We start from the raw sequence: 19,202 nt of genomic DNA, 5'->3' as shown, positions 1-19,202 counted from the left end.
ACCGGAAAACCTCTTGACTCGATGTGGAACGTTCCACTAATGATATGGAACGTTCCAACGAACAGGAGGACAGAGCGTGATTTGGGCACTTTCCGGGGCCAGTACGATCGCCAGCCAATACATGATCGGCGCGCTGCGCGCGCAGCAGGGTGGCACGGTCCGCTGGGTGGTCAGCGGTTCCGAGGATCACGCCAGACGTTATGCGCAGAGCCACAACATTCCGCACAGCGGCACCGATCTGGCCGCCGCGCTGGAGGACCCGGCGGTCGAGGCGGTCTACATCTCTTCGACCAACGAAAAGCACCATGCCCAGGCGATGGCGGCGATCGCGGCCGGCAAGCATGTGCTCTGCGAAAAGCCGCTGGCCCTGAGTGTCGCTGAGGCCGCGGAAATGATCGCCGCCGCGCGCGCCGCGGGTGTCACTCTCGGCGTCAATCACCACCTGCGCCACGCCGGCAGCCACCGTGCCATTCGCGAGGCCATCGCCTTGGGCCGGCTGGGCCGTATCCTGTCGCTGCGGGTCTTTCATGCCGTGCACCTGCCCGAGCATCTGCGCGGCTGGCGGCTCGACAATCCAGCGGCCGGCGGCGGGGTGATCCCCGACATCACCGTGCACAACGCCGATACCGTACGCTTCCTGTTGCAGGAAGACCCGGCATCGGTGATCGCCGAATCCGCCGTCTCGGGCATGGGCCAGGGTGTCGAAGACAGCGCCATGTCGGTCTGGAGCATGCCCTCGGGCGCAATGGTGTTCAGCCACGAGAGTTTTACCCACCCGCATACCACGTCGGGGCTCGAGGTGCATGGCACCGAAGGCTCGCTGATCGCGCGGGATGTCATGGCGCAGGATCCGAAAGGCGCGCTGGAGCTGATCACCGCCGCGGGCCGCAGCGCCCTGCCCTTCGGCACGACCAGCCTTTACGAGACCGCCGTGCGCCGGTTCGAAGCGGCCGCGCGTGACGGTCGTGAGGCCAGCGCCTCGGGCACCGACGGGCTGAAATCGCTGATGATTGCGCTAGCGATGCGCGACGCCGCACAGAGCGGCACCCGCCAGAGCCTCAATTACGGAGCAGCCTCATGACCAAGATCGTCACCCCCGAAACGGCGGCGGCACGCATTCCCGACGGCGCTGTCGTCACCGTCTCGTCCTCATCGGCGCTGGGCTGCCCCGACCGCATGCTCGAAGCCATCGGCACGCGGTTCGACAGCGAGGGCCATCCGCGCGACCTGACCACCATCCACCCGATTGCCGCCGGCGACATGTACGGCATCAAGGGCGTCGACCACATTGCCAAGGACGGGCTTCTGGCGCGGATTCTCGGCGGCTCTTACCCCTCGGGCCCCTCGTCCAAGCCGATGCCCGAGATCTGGAAGATGGTCGTCGAAGACCGCGTGGCGGCCTACAACGTGCCCTCCGGCATCCTCTTTGACATGACCCGCGAGGCGGCGGCGGAGCGGCCCGGCGTGCTGACTAAGGTGGGGCTGGATACCTTTGTCGATCCCCGCCGCGAAGGCTGCGCGATGAACGACCGGGGCGCCGCGGCGCCGATTGTGAAGCGCGTCGAGTTCGATGGCGATACCTGGCTGCATTTCCCAAATATCGTGCCCAATGTCGCCATCCTGCGCGCCACCACGGCGGATGAACACGGCAACCTGACCTATGAGCACGAAGGCGCCTATCTGGGCGGGCTGGAACAGGCGATCTGCGTTCGCAATCACGGCGGGCTGGTGATTGCCCAGGTCAGCCGGGTCACCAAACGCGGCTCGCTGCGGCCGCATGATGTGCGGGTGCCGGGGCATCTGGTCGATCTGGTGGTGATCGACGAAGATCAGAAGCAGACCTGCGAAACGCCCTATGACCCGGCGATCTCGGGCCAGGTGATGCGCCCTTGGGAGAGTTTTGCCCTGGCCGAACATGGTGTCGAAAAGGTCATCGCCCGGCGCGCGGCAATGGAGCTGCGCCCCGGCATGTCGGCCAACCTCGGCTTCGGCATCAGCGCCATGGTGCCGCGCATCCTGCTCGAGGAGGGCCAGCCCGAAGCGGTGACCTGGGCCATCGAACAGGGCGCCGTGGGCGGCATGCCGCTGACCGGTTTCGCCTTTGGCTGCGCCTCCAACGCCGATGCTTTCGTGCCCTCGCCGCAGCAATTCATCTATTTCCAGGGCGGCGGTTTCGACGTGTCCTTCCTGTCCTTCCTCGAGGTCGATGTCGAGGGCAACGTCAACGTTTCGAAACTTGGCAAGAAACCCTATCTGACGGCCGGCTGTGGCGGCTTCGTCGACATCACGGCGGGGGCGAAGAAGATCGTCTTCTCCGGCTGGTTCGAGGCCGGCGCCAAGGTCGAACTGACCGATCAGGGCATTCGGATCGCCGCCCCGGGCAAGTTCACCAAGATGGTGGAAGCGGTTGAACATGTGACCTTTTCCGGCAAACGCGCGCGGGAGCTAGAGCAGGAAATCCTCTATGTCACCGAACGCTGCGTGATCCGCCTGACCGATCAGGGTCTCGTGGCCACCGAGATCATGCCGGGCATCGACCCCGCGCGCGATATCGTCGCGGCCTCCGGCGGGCGGGTCCGGGTGGCCCAGGATGCCGTCACCCTGCCGCTGTCACTGCTGGCGGATGCGCCGATGGGATGGGGCCAATGAGCGGCGTCCGGTTCGAACAACGGGGCCGCATCGCCGAACTCAGGCTCGACAACCCGGCCAAGATGAACGCGCTGACTGTCGAAATGCTGGGCGCGCTCTCGACGCATCTCGAGCGGATCGAGCGCGATCCAGCGATCGCTGCCGTGATGCTCACAGCCGAAGGCGACCGCGCCTTCTGCACCGGGGCCGACATCAACGGCTGGGGCGATCTGACACCGGCCGAATTCGCCCGCCACTGGGTACGCGACGGCCACCGCATCTTTGACCGGCTGGCGCGGCTGTCGAAGCCGACCCTTGCCGTGCTCAACGGCCATGCCTTCGGCGGCGGGCTGGAGCTGGCGGCGGCCTGCGACCTGCGGGTGATGGCCCCCAAGGCGGCTCTGGCCCTGCCCGAGGCCGGCGTCGGTATCGTGCCGGGCTGGTCCGGCACCCAGCGGCTCCTGCGGCTTTTGCCCGAGCCGATGGTCAAGGAGATGGCGCTCTTTGGGCACCGCATCAAAGCCGACCGGGCGCTGGCCTGTGGCTTTGTTGCCGCCGTCGACGAGGACCCCCGCGCCGCGGCGCTGGCGCTGCTGGAGCGCGCCGTCACCCTCTCGCCGCGCGCGGTCGAGGTTGCCAAGACGATGATCCATGCCGCCCAAGGTGAGGATCGGGCCGCCATGGTCGAGGCGCTGGGCAGCGCCGCCATCGCTGCCACCGACGATCGCGCCGAGGGCGTCGCCGCCTTCCGCGACAAACGCACACCAGATTTCTCGGGAAAGTAAGTCATGCTCGACCTCACCATCCAGACCGACCAGACCGTGGCAATGCCCGAGGCGCCCTATGTGGCGCGGCATTTTATCGACGGGCAATATCACGACAGCGCCGATGGCCGCACCTCCGACCGCGTCTCGCCCTCGCATGGCATTGTGGTCAGCCGCGCCGCGCTTGGCACCGCCAGCGAGACCGGAGCCGCCATCGCCGCCGCCCGCCGCGCCTTTGACGACGGGTGCTGGAGCGACCTTTCGGGCAAGGAGCGCGCCATCGTACTCAACCGCGTCGCCGATCTGATCGAGGCGAACGAAGAGCGGCTGGCGGTGATCGAAACGCTGGAAAGCGGCAAGCCGATCAGCCAGGCCCGCGGCGAATGCGGCGGCGCGGCCGATCTCTGGCGCTATGCCGCCAGCCTCGCGCGGGCCAGCCACGGCGACAGCCACAACACCCTGGGCGCCGACATCCTTGGCGTGGTTCTGAAGGAACCGATCGGCGTGGTCTCGATCATCACGCCTTGGAACTTCCCGTTCTGGATCCTCAGCCAAAAGTTGCCCTTTGCCCTGGCCGCCGGCTGTACCTGCGTGGTCAAACCCTCGGAAATGACGCCCTCGACCACCGCCATGCTGGGCGAGCTGCTCAACGAGGCCGGCCTGCCGGCCGGGGTCTGCAACATCGTGCTGGGCCACGGCGATCCGGTGGGCAGCCTGATGACCACCCACAAGGATGTCGACATGGTGAGCTTTACCGGCTCCACCGCAGTGGGCAAGCTGATCACCAAGTCCGCCGGCGACAGCCTCAAGAAAGTGGCGCTGGAGCTGGGCGGCAAGAACCCGCAGGTGATCTTTCCCGATGCCGATCTCGAAAGCGCCGCCGATGCGGTGACCTTCGGCGTCTATTTCAACGTCGGCCAATGCTGCAATTCCTCCTCGCGGATCATCGTGCACGAGGACATTGCCGATGCCTTTGTCGAGCGGGTGGTGGCGCTGTCGCGGCAGGTGGTGTTCGGCAACCCGATGCACCCCGACACCCAGGTCGGCGCCATCGTCACCGCCGATCACCAGCAAAAGATCGACGGCTATGTGCGGGCCGCCAGAGACCAGGGCGCCGAGGTCATGCTCGGCGGCGGGATGATGGAAGTGCCGGGCCTGGGCCAGCAATTTTATCAACCGACGGTGGTGCGCGGGGTCACGCCAGAGATGGAGATCGCGCGGGCCGAAGTCTTTGGCCCGGTGCTCTCGGTGCTCACCTTTCGCGATTTCGACGAGGCTGTTGCCCTGGTGAATGACTCGGCCTACGGTCTGTCTGCGGGCGTCTGGAGCGAGGATGTCCACACCTGCTTGAGCTTCTGCCGCAAGGCGCAGGCCGGCACGGTCTGGACAAATACCTGGATGGACGGCTTTCCCGAACTCGCCTTTGGCGGGATGAAGGAATCCGGGCAGGGTCGCGAAATCGGACGTTACGGGTTCGAGGAGTTCCTCGAGGTGAAATCGCTGGTCATGCGCATCGGGCGCAGCCGGGCGCCTTGGGTAAAGACAGGCTGACATTTTTCGGAAACGTGGCTGCGGCCAAGACCGAAGCTGATGGAGACCCTGATGTGGTGCGATAGCGAACAGACAACAGCGATGGCCCGTCCGCCCTGCCCGCCCCTGGCGGGCTCAGGCCGAGACCGTGGCATCGGACGCCTGCCAGCTTGCCGGGCCCGGCGGAAAGAGGTGCTGAAGCCCGCCCGCCGGCTCGCCATCCATGTTGCGCAGAAGCATCTCGGCCATGGTCTGGCCGGTGGCGCGCAGGTCTTCGAAGACGGTCTCGATCCGCGGCCGGATGTTGTCGAAGATCGGCGAGGCGCGTTTGGCGACCACGTCGGCCGCAATGCCCGGCACCACACCGGCATCCGCCAGCACCCCCATGGTGGCCAGGGCGATCGCCTCACCGACACAGACATAGCCATCGGGCGGATCGGGCCGGGCCAGCCGCGCACGCAGCGCTTCGGCGATCTCGGCGCCGGGGCTGTCGATATTGACCGAAGAGACAACCTCATGATCGATGCCGGCGGCGCGGGCCGCAGAGACAAAGCCGTAGCGGATGTGCTGGGCAAAGGTGAAATCCTCGGCCGGCGGGATCAGCAGAATGCGCTTGCGGCCGCGCTGGATCAGCCGGTCGACGGCCACCCGGGCAAAGGCTTCGTTGTCGTAGTCCACCCAGGCGTGCGGCTGGGCAAATTCGGTCCGGCCGTGACAGACGAAGGGAAAGCCCTCTTCCATCAACAGCCGCACCCGCGGATCGAAGCTTTCGGTGCGGGTGAACAGCAGGCCATCAGCCAGCCGGTTGCGCAGGATCGTGCGCACCGGGCTCAGCCGATCGGGCCCGAGGCTGTCGGGCACCACCGTGACCGAATAGCCCGTGCCACGCAGACCCTGGGTGATGCCGGTCAGGAACTCGTGGGTAAAGCCCAGGAACTCGTGATCGGTGTTGAGCAGCAGCGTCACCACCTGGGTGCGCCCGGTGCGCAGACGCCGCGCCGCACGGTCGGGGACGTAGCCCACCTTTCGCGCCGCATCGGCGATCTTTTTCCGCGTGCTCTTGGCGATCTTGGGGTCGTCGGCCAGCGCCCGCGACACCGTGGCCACCGCATATCCCGTCAGCTCGGCGACCGTGCGCAGCGTTGGCCTGGGTTGGTCGAATCGGGGGTCGGGGCTCATGGGATCCACTTCACGAACTGCCACAGCGGGCGACGAAATCGGTTTCAGAGTAAGCGGCAAACTTAAAACGATTCAACTGAAATCTTTCTGGAAAAAATTCTGACAGACACATGCTCTTGAGATTTTAATATAATAACAGTGGCTTAAATCGCCCATCACGGCATCGCGGAGGTTCAATGAAAAGTTAAAGCTTGACGGAAAAGCGATTTGTAACGTTTTAATATGGCTGCCCGGGAGGGGCGCAACAACAGGGAGAACGATCATGACAATGATGAAGACACTGAAAATGACGGCCATGGCGGTCGGCCTCGGGGCCGCTCCGGCGATGGCGGCCGACGTCGAGGTACTGCACTGGTGGACGTCCGGCGGCGAGGCCGCGGCGCTCAACGTACTCAAGGAGGATCTGGCCGGTCAGGGCATCGGCTGGCAGGACATGCCGGTCGCCGGTGGCGGCGGCACCCAGGCGATGACCGTGCTGCGGGCGCGGGTGACTTCTGGCAATGCGCCGACCGCCGTGCAGATGCTGGGCTTTGACATCACCGACTGGGCCAAGGAGGGCGCACTGGCCAACCTCAACCCGATCGCCGAAGAGGGCAACTGGGACGAAGTGATCCCGGCGGCGCTGCAAAAGTTCGCCACCCATGACGGCCAATGGGTCTCGGCCCCGGTCAACGTGCACTCGACCAACTGGGTCTGGGCCAACAAGGCGATCATGGACGAGCTCGGCCTCGAAGAGCCGCAGTCCTGGGACGATTTCGTCGCCGCCCTGGAAGCGGCCGAAGCCGCCGGCTATACCGCGCTGGCGCATGGCGGCCAGGCTTGGCAGGAAGCCACCTTCTTTGACGCGGTGGTGCTGTCGGTCGGCGGGCCCGAGTTCTACCAGGCCTCGATGATCGATCTCGATCCCGAAGCGCTGGGCTCGGACCAGATGAAAGAGGTCTTCGACCGCATGGGCACCCTGCGCGGCTTCGTCGATGACAATTTCTCGGGCCGCGACTGGAACCTGGCCACCGCCATGGTGATCAACAAGGAAGCCGCGTTCCAGCTGATGGGCGACTGGGCCAAGGGCGAATTCCTCAACGCCGGCAAGGTGCCGGGCGAGGATTTCCTCTGCTTCCGCTTCCCCGGCAGCCAGGATCAGGTGACCTTCAACTCGGACCAGTTCGCCATGTTCAGCCAGGGCGACGGCGTGTCGGATGAACAGGCGGCACTGGCCAAGGCGATCATGTCGCCGGAATTCCAGATCGCCTTCAACAAGGTCAAGGGCTCGGTTCCGGCCCGCACCGACCTTGACGCCAGCGCGCTGGATGCCTGCGGTCAACGCGCCTACGAAGACTTCAAGGCGGCCGCGGCAAGCGGCAACCTCTATGGCTCCATGGGCCACGGCCACGCCAACCCGGCCGCGGTCAAGAACGCGATGTATGACGTGATCACCGCACATTTCAACGGCGAGTACGACAGCGAAACCGCCGTCGACGAGCTGGTCACTGCGGTCGAAATCTCGCAGTAACCGGCACCTTTCGGGAAAGCGCCGCGTGCGCTTTCCCACCCTGCCACCCGGAGACTCCCATGACACAGGTTGCCAAACCCCGCCGAGGCGGTTCTGACTGGCTGCGCGAAGCCCTGCCGAAAATCGTTCTCAGCCCGAGCCTCGCGATGGTGCTGATCTTCGTCTACGGCTTCATCATCTTCACCTTCTACCTGTCCTTCACCGACAGCCGTATCCTGCCCTCCTACGATCTGGTGGGCTGGGAAAATTATTCCAAACTGTTCCGCATCCGCGCCTGGGACACCGCCGTTACCAACCTTCTGATCTTCGGTTCGCTTTATATCGTGATCTGCTGCGCGCTGGGCCTGACGCTGGCGATCCTGCTGGATCAGAAAATCCGGGCCGAGGGCTTCATCCGCACGATCTACCTCTACCCGATGGCGCTCAGCTTCATCGTCACCGGCACCGCCTGGAAATGGTTCCTCGATCCCGGCATCGGCTTGCAGGCCGTGGTACGCTCTTGGGGCTGGGAAAGCTTTACTTTCGACTGGATCAAGGACGGCGACATGGCGATCTATACCATCGTCATCGCCGCGGTCTGGCAGACCTCCGGCTTTGTCATGGCGATGTTCCTCGCCGGCCTGCGCGGCATCGACAACGAGGTGCTGAAAGCGGCGCAGATCGACGGCGCGTCGAACATCGCGCTCTATCGCCGGATCGTCATCCCGCAACTGCGCCCGGCCTTCATGTCGGCCTTCGTGGTGCTGGCGCATATGGCGATCAAATCCTACGACCTGGTTATCGCGCTGACCGGCGGCGGGCCTGGCACGGCCACCGAACTGCCGGCGACCTTCATGTATTCCTACACCTTCACCCGCAACCAGATGGGCATCGGCGCGGCCTCGGCCACGATCATGCTGATGGCGATCGCCGCGATCATGGTGCCTTACATCTATTCCGAACTCAGGGAGAAGAAGTGATGTCCAGCAATGCAACCGCAACCGTGGTGCGCACCGGGGCCGGCACGCGCTTCGTGATCTACACCCTGCTCACCCTGTTCTGTCTCTATTATCTGCTGCCGCTTTACGTGATGGTGGTCAACTCGCTGAAACCGCTAAGTGAAATCCAGGCCGGCGGGATGATGTCCCTGCCCGACCAATGGACCGTCGCGCCGTGGAAAAGCGCCTGGTCGACGGCGCAGATCGGCGTCGAGGCCACGGGTCTCAAGCCGTTTTTCTGGAACTCCATCGTCATGGTGGTGCCGGCGGTCGCGATCTCGACCGTGCTGGGCGCGCTCAATGGCTATGTGCTGACCAAATGGCGGTTTCGCGGCGACACCGTGCTCTTTGGCCTGCTGCTCTTCGGCTGCTTCATCCCCTTCCAGATGGTGCTGATTCCGATGGCGCGGATGCTGGGGCTGGCGGGTCTGGCTGGCACCGTGCCGGGGCTGGTGTTCGTGCACCTGGTCTATGGCATCGGCTTTTCGACGCTCTATTTCCGCAACTACTATCAACAGTTCCCCACCGAACTGGTGCGCGCGGCGATGATCGACGGCGCCGGTTTCTTCACCATCTTCCGCCGCATCATGCTGCCGTCTTCGGGGCCGATCGCCGTGGTCTGCGTGATCTGGCAGTTCACCAACATCTGGAACGACTTCCTGTTCGGCGCCTCCTTCTCGGATTTCGACAGCCAGCCAATGACCGTGGCCCTCAACAACCTGGTGCAAAGCTCGACCGGGGTGAAGGAATACAACGTCCATTTCGCGGGCGCCATCATGGCCGCCCTGCCCACCCTCCTCGTCTACATCGTCGCCGGCCGCTACTTCGTCCGCGGGCTGATGGCCGGATCTGTGAAAGGATAATCCGATGGGATTTCTCGATATCAACAATGCCACCAAATCCTATGGCACGGTCAAAGTGCTGCACGAGACCAATATCTCGGTCGAGGAAGGCGAATTCCTCGTGCTCGTCGGCCCCTCGGGCTGCGGCAAGTCCACCCTGCTCAACATGATCGCCGGGCTGGAAGAGGTCACCTCGGGCGACATCGCCATCAAGGGCCGGTCGATGAACGGCGTCCGGCCGGCCGAGCGCAACATCGCCATGGTGTTCCAGAGCTACGCGCTCTACCCCAACATGAACGTCGGCCAGAACATCGTCTTTGGCCTCGAGATGCACGGCACGCCCAAGCCCGAGCGCGAGAAGGCGATGAACGAGGTGGCGGATCTGTTGCAGATCAAGCACCTGCTCGATCGCAAGCCCGGCCAGCTCTCCGGCGGCCAGCGTCAGCGGGTCGCCATGGGCCGGGCGCTGGTGCGTGACCCCGATGTCTTCCTGTTCGACGAACCGCTGTCAAACCTCGATGCCAAGCTGCGCGTCGACATGCGCACCGAGATCAAGAAACTGCACCAGAAGCTCAAGACCACCATCGTCTATGTGACGCATGACCAGATCGAGGCGCTGACGCTCTCGACCCGGATCGCGGTGATGTTCGGCGGCCATGTGCAGCAGCTGGGCACGCCCAAGGAGATCTATGACAATCCGGCCAACATGTTCGTGGCGGGCTTCATGGGCTCGCCCTCGATGAACCTCTTCCCCGCCCGCATCGCGGTGGAAAACGGACGCGCGGTGGCCATGGCCGGGCTGGCCGACGGCACCGAGGCCACCCTGCCCTTTCCCGAAGGCAAGGGGTTCGAGGCGCACGACGGCCGCGAGATCGTGCTGGGCCTGCGCCCCGAAGCGATCACCGACCGCGACGGTGCCGACCGCAACAGCCGTTCGGTGCAGATCGTCGAGGCGCATGTGGAAGTGACCGAACCGGCGGGCTCGGACACCTTTGTCGTCACCCAGCTCGGGGGCAAGGAGGTCACCGGACGGTTCCGCGCCGATGTGGATGTCCATGCCGGGCAAAGCTTCCCCTTTGCCATCAACATGGACAAGGCGGTGGCCTTCGATCCCGAAACCGAGCTGCGGATTTCCTGAATGCGCGCGGCGGCGGATATCGTGATCCTCGGCTCCGGGATCGGCGGAGCAACGCTCGCCGCCAGCCTGGCGCCGAGCGGCCGCCGCATCGTCATCCTCGAACGCGGCCACCATCTGCGCCCTTCGGAACATGATCGCGATCCCGAGGCGATCTTTGCGCGCGGCCATTACCGCCCGGACGAACAATGGCTCGACGGGGCCGGCCGCGCCTTCAACCCCGGCAACTACTACAATGTCGGCGGCAACTCGAAATTCTACGGCGGCGCGCTGATCCGCTATCGCGCCGAGGATTTCCGCCCCCTGCGCCACATCGGCGGCACCACGCCGGGCTGGCCGATCTCCTATGCCGATCTCGAACCATTCTATTGCGAGGCCGAGCGGCTCTACAGCGTGCGCGGCAAGACCGGAGACGACCCGACGGAACCGCCGCATGCCCGCGACTATCCCTTTGGCCCGGTGCCGCATGAACCGGTCATCGCCGATCTGCGCGACCGGCTGGCCGCGCTCGGCCTGCATCCGTCATCGGTGCCGCTGGCGGTCGATCTGGAGCGCTGGCTGTCGCGGGCCAGGACGCCCTGGGATGCCTTTCCCGACACCAATGGCGGCAAACGTGACGCCGAAAGCGCCGCGCTGACCCAGGCGCTGGCGCAGGACAACGTGACACTGCGCACCGGGGCGCGGGTCAGGCGGCTGCTGCGCGGCGCGGGCAACCGGCTGCGCGGTGTCGAACTGGAGAGCGGCGAGGTGATCGAGGCCGGCCTCGTCGCCCTGGCCGCCGGCGCGGTGCAGAGCGCCGCGCTGCTGCTGGCCTCGGCGGACGAGAGCTGCCCCACCGGGCTCGCCAATCGCTCCGATCAGGTCGGGCGCAATTTCATGAACCACAATTGCTCGGCGGTTCTGGCCCTGCACCCGCTGCGCAAGAACCCGTCGGTCTATCAGAAGACCCTTATGCTGAACGATTTTTACCTCACCGGCGGGCCCGGCGGCGAACCGCTGGGCAATATCCAGCTGCTGGGCAAGATCTCGGGTCCGATCCTGCGCGCCAGCTCCGGCCTGCCGGGGCCGCTGGCCGACTGGATCGCCGCCCGCTCGATCGACCTTTATGCCATGTCCGAGGATCTGCCCAACCCCGCCAGCCGGGTGACGCTGAAAAACGGGCAGATCGTGCTCGACTGGCAGCGCTCGAACATGCAGGCCCATGCCGCGCTGGTCAGCCGGCTCAAGCGGCTGCTGCGCAAGGCAGGCTATCCGGTGGTTGTGGCGAAACCCTTTGATCGGCGCACGCCGTCGCATCAATGCGGCACCGCGCGGATGGGCGATGACCCGGGTGCCAGCGTCACCGACAGCTTTGGCCGCAGCCACGACCACCCCAACCTCTTCATCACCGACGCCGCGCTCCTGCCGACCTCGGCCGCGGTGAACCCGGCGCTGACCGTAGCGGCGCTGGCGTTGCGGGCCGGGGCGCATCTGCGCCAGCACGATCTCGCGGGCTGACCACGCCCCAAACTCAGGAAGACCCCATGTCCAAAGGTTACGATTTCATCATCATCGGCGGCGGCTCGGCCGGTTCGGTCCTGGCCGGGCGGTTGTCCGAGGACGCCTCGGCGCGGGTGCTGCTGCTGGAAGCGGGGGGCAGCGACCGCCATCCCTTCTACCACCTGCCCGCCGGCTTCGCCAAGATGACCAAGGGCATCGGCTCCTGGGGCTGGGACACGGTTCCGCAGAAACACATGCAGAACAAGGTGTTCCGTTACACCCAGGCCAAGGTGATCGGCGGCGGCTCGGCGATCAACGCCCAGATCTACACCCGCGGCAATCCCCAGGACTACGACGACTGGCGACAGATGGGCTGCACCGGCTGGGGCTATGACGACGTGTTGCCCTATTTCAAGAAGGCCGAGGACAACGAGACCTACGAGAACGCCTTCCATGGCAAGGGCGGGCCGCTGGGGGTCAGCGAACCGCGCGCGCCGCTGCCGATCTGCGAGGCCTATTTCGAAGCCGCCGCCGCGCTTGGCATTCCGCGCAACCCCGACATCAACAGCGAAACGCAAGATGGTGTCTGCTATTACCAGCTGACCCAGCGCAATGTGCGGCGCTCCTCGGCGGCGATGGCCTATGTCACCCCGAACCGCGGGCGCCCGAACCTGACGGTCAAGCTTGGCGCGCAGGTGCGCAGGCTGCTGGTCGAGCGTGGCTGCGCCACCGGCGTCGAGATGATGGACGGCACGCGGCTGATGGCGGATCGCGAGGTGCTGCTCTGCTCCGGTGCCGTGGGCTCGCCACGCCTCTTGCAGCTCTCGGGCCTCGGACCGGCGGACCATCTGTCGCAGCTCGGCATCGACGTGGTGGCCGACCAGCCCGAGATCGGTGCGAACCTCCAAGACCACCTCGACCTTTACTGCATCAGCGAGCTGTCCGGCCCCTACAGCTATGACCGCTACGCCCGGCCGCATTGGGCGGCGCTGGCCGGGCTGCAATATGTCATGGGCCGCAAGGGGCCGGTGGCCTCGTCGCTGTTCGAGACCGGCGGCTTCTGGTACGCCGATCCCGACGCGCGTTCGCCCGACATCCAGTTCCACCTCGGCCTCGGCACCGGCATCGAACATGGGGTCGCCGCCATGCCGCAGGGCGGGATCACGCTGAATTCCTGCTACCTGCGCCCGCGCTCGCGTGGCACCGTCCGATTGCAGAACGCCGATCCGGCCAAGGCGCCGCTGATCGATCCGAACTATCTGCAAGACCCGCTGGATCGCGCGATGTCGATCCGCGGGCTGAAGCTGACGCAGGAGATCCTGTCGCAAGCCCCGCTGGCCAAATACATCCTGGCCGAACGCCTGCCCGGCCCGGATGTGAAGACCGATCAGGCGTATTTCGATTTCATCTGCATCCATTCCAAAACCTCGCACCATTGCGCGGGCACCTGTCGGATGGGGGTGGATGACGGCGCGGTGGTGGACACCCGCCTGCGGTTCAACGGCATCGAGCGACTGCGGGTGGTCGACAATTCGATCATGCCGACGGTGATCTCCTCGAACACCAACGCCGCCGCCATCATGATCGGCGAAAAGGCGGCAGAGATGATCAAATCAGACAACGGGATGAAAGCATGATCCGACACGTGGTATTGATCCGGTTCCAGCCGGAGGTGAGCGAGGCGAAGATCGCCGCACTGTTTGCCGAACTGAAAGAGATCGAGGACAAGCTGCCCGCCTGCCTCGGCATCACCGCCGGCAAGAGCGAAAGCCCGGAAAAGATGGAGCGCGGCTACATGCACGGCTTTATCGCCGATTTCACCGACTGGGACGGGTTGCAGGCCTATCAGGACCATCCTGATCATCAGATTGCCGGCGCCAAGCTGACCGAACACGCCCAGGGCGGCAAGGACGGCATTCTCTGTTTCGACCTGGAGGTCGCGGGCGCCTGAGCGGTCACGACTGGCGTTTGCCCTCGGACCGGCCTATGGCAGGTTGATCCGAGGAGAACGGCGGAAGAGCACAGAAATGACCCGCAGACCGACCATCATCGACGTCGCGCGCGAGGCGGGCGTGTCGAAATCGACCGTCAGCCTGGTGTTGCAGAACAGCGCCTCGGTGCGCGACGAGACCCGCAAGCAGGTGCGCGCCGCGATGGCGCGGATCGGCTATGTCTACAACCGATCGGCCGCCAACATGCGGTCTTCGAATGCCGGGCTGGTCGGGCTGGTGATCAATGATCTGCGCAACCCGTTCTTTACCGAATTCGCCACGTCCTTGCAGATGGCACTGGCGGACAAAGGGTATTCCGCCGTCATCGCCAACACCGACGAAGACCCGGGGCTGCAAGCCCAGGTGGTCGGCTCGATGATCGAACATGGTGTTTCGGCGCTGATCCTCTGCCCGGCCTATGGCGAGACGCGGGCGACCTTTGACGCCATCGCGCGCGCCGGAATTCCGGCGATGCAGATGCTGCGCCGGGTCGACGACCGGCTCGATCTCTTCCCCCTCACCGCGCCCGATTACGCCCGGGGCAGCGGCGAGGCGACTCGGCATCTGCTGGCCGGAGGCGCGCGGCAGGTGGCCTTTGTCGGCGGACTCGAGGGGCGGGCGGTGACGGAAGAGCGCCAGGACGGCTATCTGTCGGCGCTGGCCGAGGCCGGCATGACGCCGGTGATGCTGACCGGCCAGTCGACCCGCGAATTCGGCCGCGAGACGGCAAGACGGCTGGCCGAGACACATCCGCAGGTCGATGCCGCCGTCTGTTTCAACGATCTCGTCGCGCTGGGCATGCTGTCAGGCTTTCAGGAAGTGGGTCGCGACGTCGGGCAAGGCTTCCGCCTCGTGGGATTCGACGATATTTCCGAGGCGGCCCAATGCTTTCCCACGCTCACCTCGGTGCGCTGCGACATTGCCCGGATCGGCGCGCAGGCGGCGGAAACGGTGATCGGCTGGCTCGACAAAGGCACCCCGCCGCCGGGGGAAACCCGGACGCCGGTGAGCCTGGTGGTACGTCAGTCGAGCGGCGGCGACGGCAGGTCATAGATCGCCCCGGTCAGCCAGGCCGGCCAGTCGCGCTCGAAAAACGCCTTGGCCCCTTCGTCGAACGCCCGATTGGGTCGCGTGGCGACCGTCATCCTGCCGCCCGCCATCCGCAGGGTGATCTGGCTGGCCTTGTCGTCCTCGCGCTCGGGGCGGAAGCGCACGTCTTCCAGCGGGCCTTGGACCGACATCGGCAAAGCGGTGCCGGCCGGATCGCAGATTGCCCGCGCGCCCCGGCTGCCGCCGCCGGATGAGATGTAGTGATCGAGCGCCGCCAGCACCGCCTCCGAGGCCAGCGCCATCTGCTGCCATTGCAGCGCCCGGCCGGCCTCGCTGCTGCGGCCAAAGGCGATGCCCTGCGCCCGGATGCGCGCGTTCAAAGCGCGGGCATCCCGCAAGGCGGAGCGCACCTCTTCTGCGGTGCAGAGAATGCCGGCCGTGTCGCTCATCCGCGCCTGCACCTCGCGGCGCACCTCCTGCAACGGCACCCCGGTTTCCGGCCGCAACAGCGCGTCGATGGCCGCCACCGCCTCGGCCACGCCCGGAGCCAGGCCCTGCGCCGGCACCGAGGCACGCCCGGCCGCCGCGATATGTTCGGCAACCCGGGTGCCAAAGACCTGCCCGGCATTCAGTGCCGACCCGCCCGGCCGCGTGGCGCCATGGGTGCCCGCGGCCTCGCCCACCGCATAGACCCCGGCGAGATTGCTCCGCCCCCAGGGATCGACCGCGATGCCGCCGTTCATGTGCTGGTTGTTCACCGCGAATTCCAGCGGATCGGCGGCGATATCGACCTTGTAGCGGCGGTAAAGCTCGATCGCGAGCGGGTTCATGTGCCGCAGCCGGTCGATCGGCAGCGCCTGATCGGCCCCGGCATTGCGCAGGTAACCGCGCACGTCGTCATCCAGCCGGTCGAGGTCAAACGGTGCGTCGCCGGGCACCGGCAGAGGGTTGCGATTGAAGTCCATGAACACCCGCCGGCCCTTCTGCGTCTCGCGAAAGATCGCCAGGTCGACAAGGCTGGAGCGGAAATCGAGCATCCGCGCGGCATGGAACGGCCATTGATAGCCCTTGCGAAAGACGTTCGAGGCCAGTTCCTGCGTGCTGCGGTAATAGTCGGCGAGGAAATGGCGCTCCTGCCCGGCGTCGTCGAGCGAATAGATATGCGGGATGACCTGCACATAGGTGCCCGACAGGTTCCAGGGAAAACCCTCGCGCCGGGTGCCGATGCCGAACTGGCTCTCGGTGATGTTGACCAGCTCGAGCCCGGCCTCCAGCGCCAGCCCGAGCGAGCCGAAACAGCCGTTGGGAAAGACACTGTCGCGATAGAGCTCGCCCGGTCCCCCCGCCGCCAGCACCAGCGCCTCGCAGCGAAAGAGCGCGAGGCCCAGCGGATTCTGCTCTGACCGGTCCTTCGGGCGGATAGCGAGGAACCCGGTGACCCGATGGCCGTCGCTCAGGATGCGTACGGCGGTGGTCTGGTTGAAAAAGCCGATGCCCAGGCGGAGCGCCTCCTGTGCCAGCACCTTGACCATCAGCCGCGAGGTGCGCGGCCCGCAGCTGGTGGCGCGGCCGACCTCGTCATGGTCGGTCTGATAGCGCAGGGTGCCGCCCAACCCGTCCTGCGGCAGCGGAAGACCGAGAAATTGCAGCGAAGCCATCGCCCGGACCGAGCCCACCGCCTCGATATAGGCGGTGTCCTCGTCCATCGCGCCGCCCGAGCGGATGGCGCGGGCCATCTCCTTGAAATTGTCGCCCTGATCGGCGGTATTGGCGGTGTGCAAGGTCTGCTTGTCCGAGCCGGAACAGGCCGAGGTGCCGCCCCAGGCGCTCTGGCTGACGATGCTCACATCGCCACCGCGCCGCTTGAGTTCCACCGCCGCGCGCAGCCCCGCCGCACCGCTGCCCACCACCATGGCGCCGGCCCGATGCACCGGAATGACATGCCCGGCCAGCGACAGCTTGTCGTCGAAACCCGGCTCGGGCGCCAGACGCGGCATATCGACGTCGGTCAGCGCATCGAGGATGTCTTGCGGGATTGTCTGGGTCATTTCTGTCCGGCCTGACTGATCTATTGGAACGTTCCATTCAGACGTATTGAATGGCGCCGCTTCTGTCAAGACGCGACCTCGGCGGTGTCTGGCGCTGGACGATGTGGCGGCGCGGCCCTAGGCTGAGGCCATGACAAACAAGGTCGTTTCCGCCGCTGACGCTGCCGCCCTGATCCAGAGCGGCGATACCCTCACCACCTCGGGCTTTGTCGGCATCGGCGTGCCCGACGAATTGCTTGCCGCGCTCGAGGCGCGATTTCTCGAAACCGGCCAGCCGCGCGACCTTGGCCTCGTCTTTGCTGCCGGCCAGGGCGACGGAAAAAGCCGTGGCCTCAACCGGTTGGGCCATGAAGGGCTGCTGCGTCGGGTGGTCGGCGGGCATTGGGGACTGATCCCCAAGGTGGCGGCGCTGGCGGTGGCCGGCAAGATCGAGGGCTGGAACCTGCCGCAGGGCTGTATCAGTCAGCTCTACCGCGATATCGCGGCCGGCAAGCCGGGAATGCTGTCGAAGGTCGGGCTCGAGACCTTTGTCGATCCGCGCAACGGGGGCGGCGCGATCAACGATATCTCAACCGACCCGCAGCTGGACCTGATGCAGATCGGCACTGAGGAGATGCTGTTTTATCGGGCGCAGCGGCTGTCGGTGGCGCTGTTGCGGGGCACCACCGCCGACGAGGCCGGCAATATCACCATGGAGCGCGAGGCGCTGACCATCGACAACCTGGCGCAGGCGATGGCGGTGAAGAACGCCGGCGGCGTGGTGATCGTTCAGGTCGAACGGGTGGCCCGCGCCCGCACCCTGCCCGCGCGCGAGGTGCAGATCCCCGGCATTCTGGTGGATGCCGTGGTGGTGGCGCAGCCGGAACATCATGTGCAGACCTATGCCACCGGGTTTTCGCAGGGGTTCACCAACCGGATGCGCACCCCGGTCGGAGACATGCCGCCAATGCGGCTTGACGCGCGCAAGGTGATCGCCCGACGCTGCGCCTTCGAATTGCCGGTGAACGGTGTGGTCAATCTGGGCATCGGCATGCCCGAAGGCGTGGCCGCTGTCGCTGCCGAGGAAGGCCTGCTGGAGCATCTGACCCTGACGGCAGAGCCCGGGGTGATCGGCGGCCAGCCGGCCTCGGGCCTCGATTTCGGCGCGGCGGTCAACACCGACGCGGTGATCCCGCAGAATGCGCAGTTCGATTTCTACGACGGCGGCGGGCTCGACATGACCTGCCTCGGGCTGGCGCAGGCCGACCGGCTGGGCAACGTCAACGTCTCGCGCTTCGGGCCTCGGCTGGCCGGCGCCGGCGGCTTCATCAATATCTCGCAGAACGCCCGTGCGGTGGTTTTTGCGGGCACGTTCACTGCCAAGGGACTCGAGCTGGCGGTGGAGGACGGCGCGGTGCAGATCCGCCGCGAAGGCGCCTCGCGCAAGTTTCTGCGCGACGTGGAGCAGGTCACCTTTTCCGGTGCCCGCGCGGCGCGGCTGGGCCAGCCGGTGCTCTATGTGACCGAACGCTGCGTCTTCGAGCTGACGCCGGAGGGCCTGCGCCTGACCGAGATCGCCCCCGGCGTGGATCTCGACCGGGATATTCTCGGCCAGATGGAGGTGCGGCCGATTGTCGGCGAAGTGGCAATGATGGACGCCCGCATCTTTCGGCCTCGCGAGATGGACCTGCGCACCGATCTGCTGCATCTCGACCTGCCGGATCGCGTGGCGCTGGATGCCGCCTCCAGCCAGCTTTTCCTCAATTTCGAAAAGATGCGCCTGCGGTCGCAGGCCGAGGTGGACCGCGTCGGCCGTCTTGTCGAAGAGCGCTGCGCGCCGCTCGGCCGCAAGGTCGACGTGGTGGTCAACTACGACGGCTTCCGCATCGACGAGGCGCTGGAAAAGCCCTGGGCGCGGATGGTCGCAGATCTGCACGCGCGCTTTTACGCCAAGGTCTCGCGCTATTCCGGCTCGGCCTTCATGCGGATGAAGCTGGGCGAGGTCTTCCCAGAGGCGCGCACCCATATCTACGAGACGGCCGAACAGGCCCGCGCCTATCTTGAGGGCTGAGGGCCCTGCCCGGCCTGCC

At 65.9% G+C, this 19,202-nt stretch carries 15 protein-coding genes; 13 read left to right on the top strand and 2 right to left on the bottom strand.

Annotation, left to right across the window (positions count from 1 at the left end; genetic code table 11):
• Positions 1–76: 76 nt before the first annotated feature.
• The 4 genes from AC0J5K_RS03870 to AC0J5K_RS03855 are packed head-to-tail and all read left to right on the top strand — an operon-like array spanning position 77 to position 4,943.
• Positions 77–1,081 carry a Gfo/Idh/MocA family protein gene (locus AC0J5K_RS03870; RefSeq protein ID WP_274565581.1) on the top strand — a complete coding sequence of 335 codons (1,005 nt, stop codon included), beginning with the start codon at positions 77–79 and terminating at the stop codon, positions 1,079–1,081.
• A complete protein-coding gene (locus tag AC0J5K_RS03865; protein WP_274565582.1) occupies positions 1,078–2,649 on the top strand; it encodes an acyl CoA:acetate/3-ketoacid CoA transferase in 1,572 nt (523 codons plus the stop codon). The genes AC0J5K_RS03870 and AC0J5K_RS03865 overlap by 4 nt, the downstream gene beginning before the upstream one ends.
• Positions 2,646–3,413 carry an enoyl-CoA hydratase/isomerase family protein gene (locus AC0J5K_RS03860; RefSeq protein ID WP_274565583.1) on the top strand — a complete coding sequence of 256 codons (768 nt, stop codon included), beginning with the start codon at positions 2,646–2,648 and terminating at the stop codon, positions 3,411–3,413. The genes AC0J5K_RS03865 and AC0J5K_RS03860 overlap by 4 nt, the downstream gene beginning before the upstream one ends.
• Positions 3,414–3,416: 3 nt before the next feature.
• Entirely contained in the window at positions 3,417–4,943 is a 1,527-nt protein-coding gene (locus AC0J5K_RS03855) for an aldehyde dehydrogenase family protein (protein ID WP_074834518.1), read from the top strand.
• A gap of 114 nt (positions 4,944–5,057) precedes the next feature.
• On the opposite strand, the gene AC0J5K_RS03850 is transcribed toward AC0J5K_RS03855, so the two are convergent.
• Positions 5,058–6,101, bottom strand: coding sequence for a LacI family transcriptional regulator (locus AC0J5K_RS03850; RefSeq protein WP_074834516.1), 1,044 nt, complete (start codon positions 6,099–6,101; stop codon positions 5,058–5,060).
• Positions 6,102–6,363: 262 nt separating this feature from the next.
• Here AC0J5K_RS03850 and AC0J5K_RS03845 point away from each other — a divergent pair, with 262 nt between their 5' ends.
• The 8 genes from AC0J5K_RS03845 to AC0J5K_RS03810 all read left to right on the top strand — a co-directional run bounded on the left by AC0J5K_RS03845 (position 6,364) and on the right by AC0J5K_RS03810 (position 15,088).
• A complete protein-coding gene (locus AC0J5K_RS03845) occupies positions 6,364–7,611 on the top strand; it encodes an ABC transporter substrate-binding protein (RefSeq protein ID WP_211568828.1) in 1,248 nt (415 codons plus the stop codon).
• Between the two features lie 59 nt (positions 7,612–7,670).
• Positions 7,671–8,570 carry a carbohydrate ABC transporter permease gene (locus AC0J5K_RS03840; protein ID WP_274565584.1) on the top strand — a complete coding sequence of 300 codons (900 nt, stop codon included), beginning with the start codon at positions 7,671–7,673 and terminating at the stop codon, positions 8,568–8,570.
• The gene (locus AC0J5K_RS03835) at positions 8,570–9,451 is read left to right on the top strand and encodes a carbohydrate ABC transporter permease (RefSeq protein WP_048530126.1); all 882 of its coding nucleotides are present in this window, start codon (positions 8,570–8,572) and stop codon (positions 9,449–9,451) included. Before AC0J5K_RS03840 ends, AC0J5K_RS03835 begins: the two co-directional genes overlap by 1 nt.
• 4 nt (positions 9,452–9,455) lie before the next feature.
• Positions 9,456–10,568, top strand: coding sequence for an ABC transporter ATP-binding protein (locus tag AC0J5K_RS03830; protein WP_074834515.1), 1,113 nt, complete (start codon positions 9,456–9,458; stop codon positions 10,566–10,568).
• A complete protein-coding gene (locus tag AC0J5K_RS03825) occupies positions 10,569–12,062 on the top strand; it encodes a GMC oxidoreductase (protein ID WP_274565585.1) in 1,494 nt (497 codons plus the stop codon).
• Between the two features lie 26 nt (positions 12,063–12,088).
• On the top strand, positions 12,089–13,681 hold the full coding sequence (locus AC0J5K_RS03820) for a GMC family oxidoreductase (RefSeq protein WP_274565586.1): 1,593 nt from the start codon (positions 12,089–12,091) through the stop codon (positions 13,679–13,681).
• Complete coding sequence (locus AC0J5K_RS03815) at positions 13,678–13,995, top strand: Dabb family protein (RefSeq protein WP_274565587.1); 318 nt, start codon at positions 13,678–13,680, stop codon at positions 13,993–13,995. The genes AC0J5K_RS03820 and AC0J5K_RS03815 overlap by 4 nt, the downstream gene beginning before the upstream one ends.
• Positions 13,996–14,071: 76 nt before the next feature.
• Positions 14,072–15,088 carry a LacI family DNA-binding transcriptional regulator gene (locus AC0J5K_RS03810; protein ID WP_274565588.1) on the top strand — a complete coding sequence of 339 codons (1,017 nt, stop codon included), beginning with the start codon at positions 14,072–14,074 and terminating at the stop codon, positions 15,086–15,088.
• On the opposite strand, the gene AC0J5K_RS03805 is transcribed toward AC0J5K_RS03810, so the two are convergent.
• Positions 15,058–17,133: an FAD-dependent oxidoreductase gene (locus tag AC0J5K_RS03805; protein ID WP_274565589.1), complete on the bottom strand. Its 2,076-nt coding sequence runs from the start codon at positions 17,131–17,133 to the stop codon at positions 15,058–15,060. The genes AC0J5K_RS03810 and AC0J5K_RS03805 overlap by 31 nt on opposite strands.
• Positions 17,134–17,263: 130 nt before the next feature.
• Between AC0J5K_RS03805 and AC0J5K_RS03800 the strand changes: the two genes are divergently transcribed.
• On the top strand, positions 17,264–19,183 hold the full coding sequence (locus AC0J5K_RS03800; RefSeq protein WP_274565590.1) for an acyl CoA:acetate/3-ketoacid CoA transferase: 1,920 nt from the start codon (positions 17,264–17,266) through the stop codon (positions 19,181–19,183).
• The last annotated feature ends 19 nt before the right edge of the window (positions 19,184–19,202 follow it).

The organism is Marinovum sp. E3, from assembly GCF_055755275.1.
Note: the sequence above shows the minus strand (reverse complement) of the source record. Positions and strands in the feature narration are given on the sequence as shown.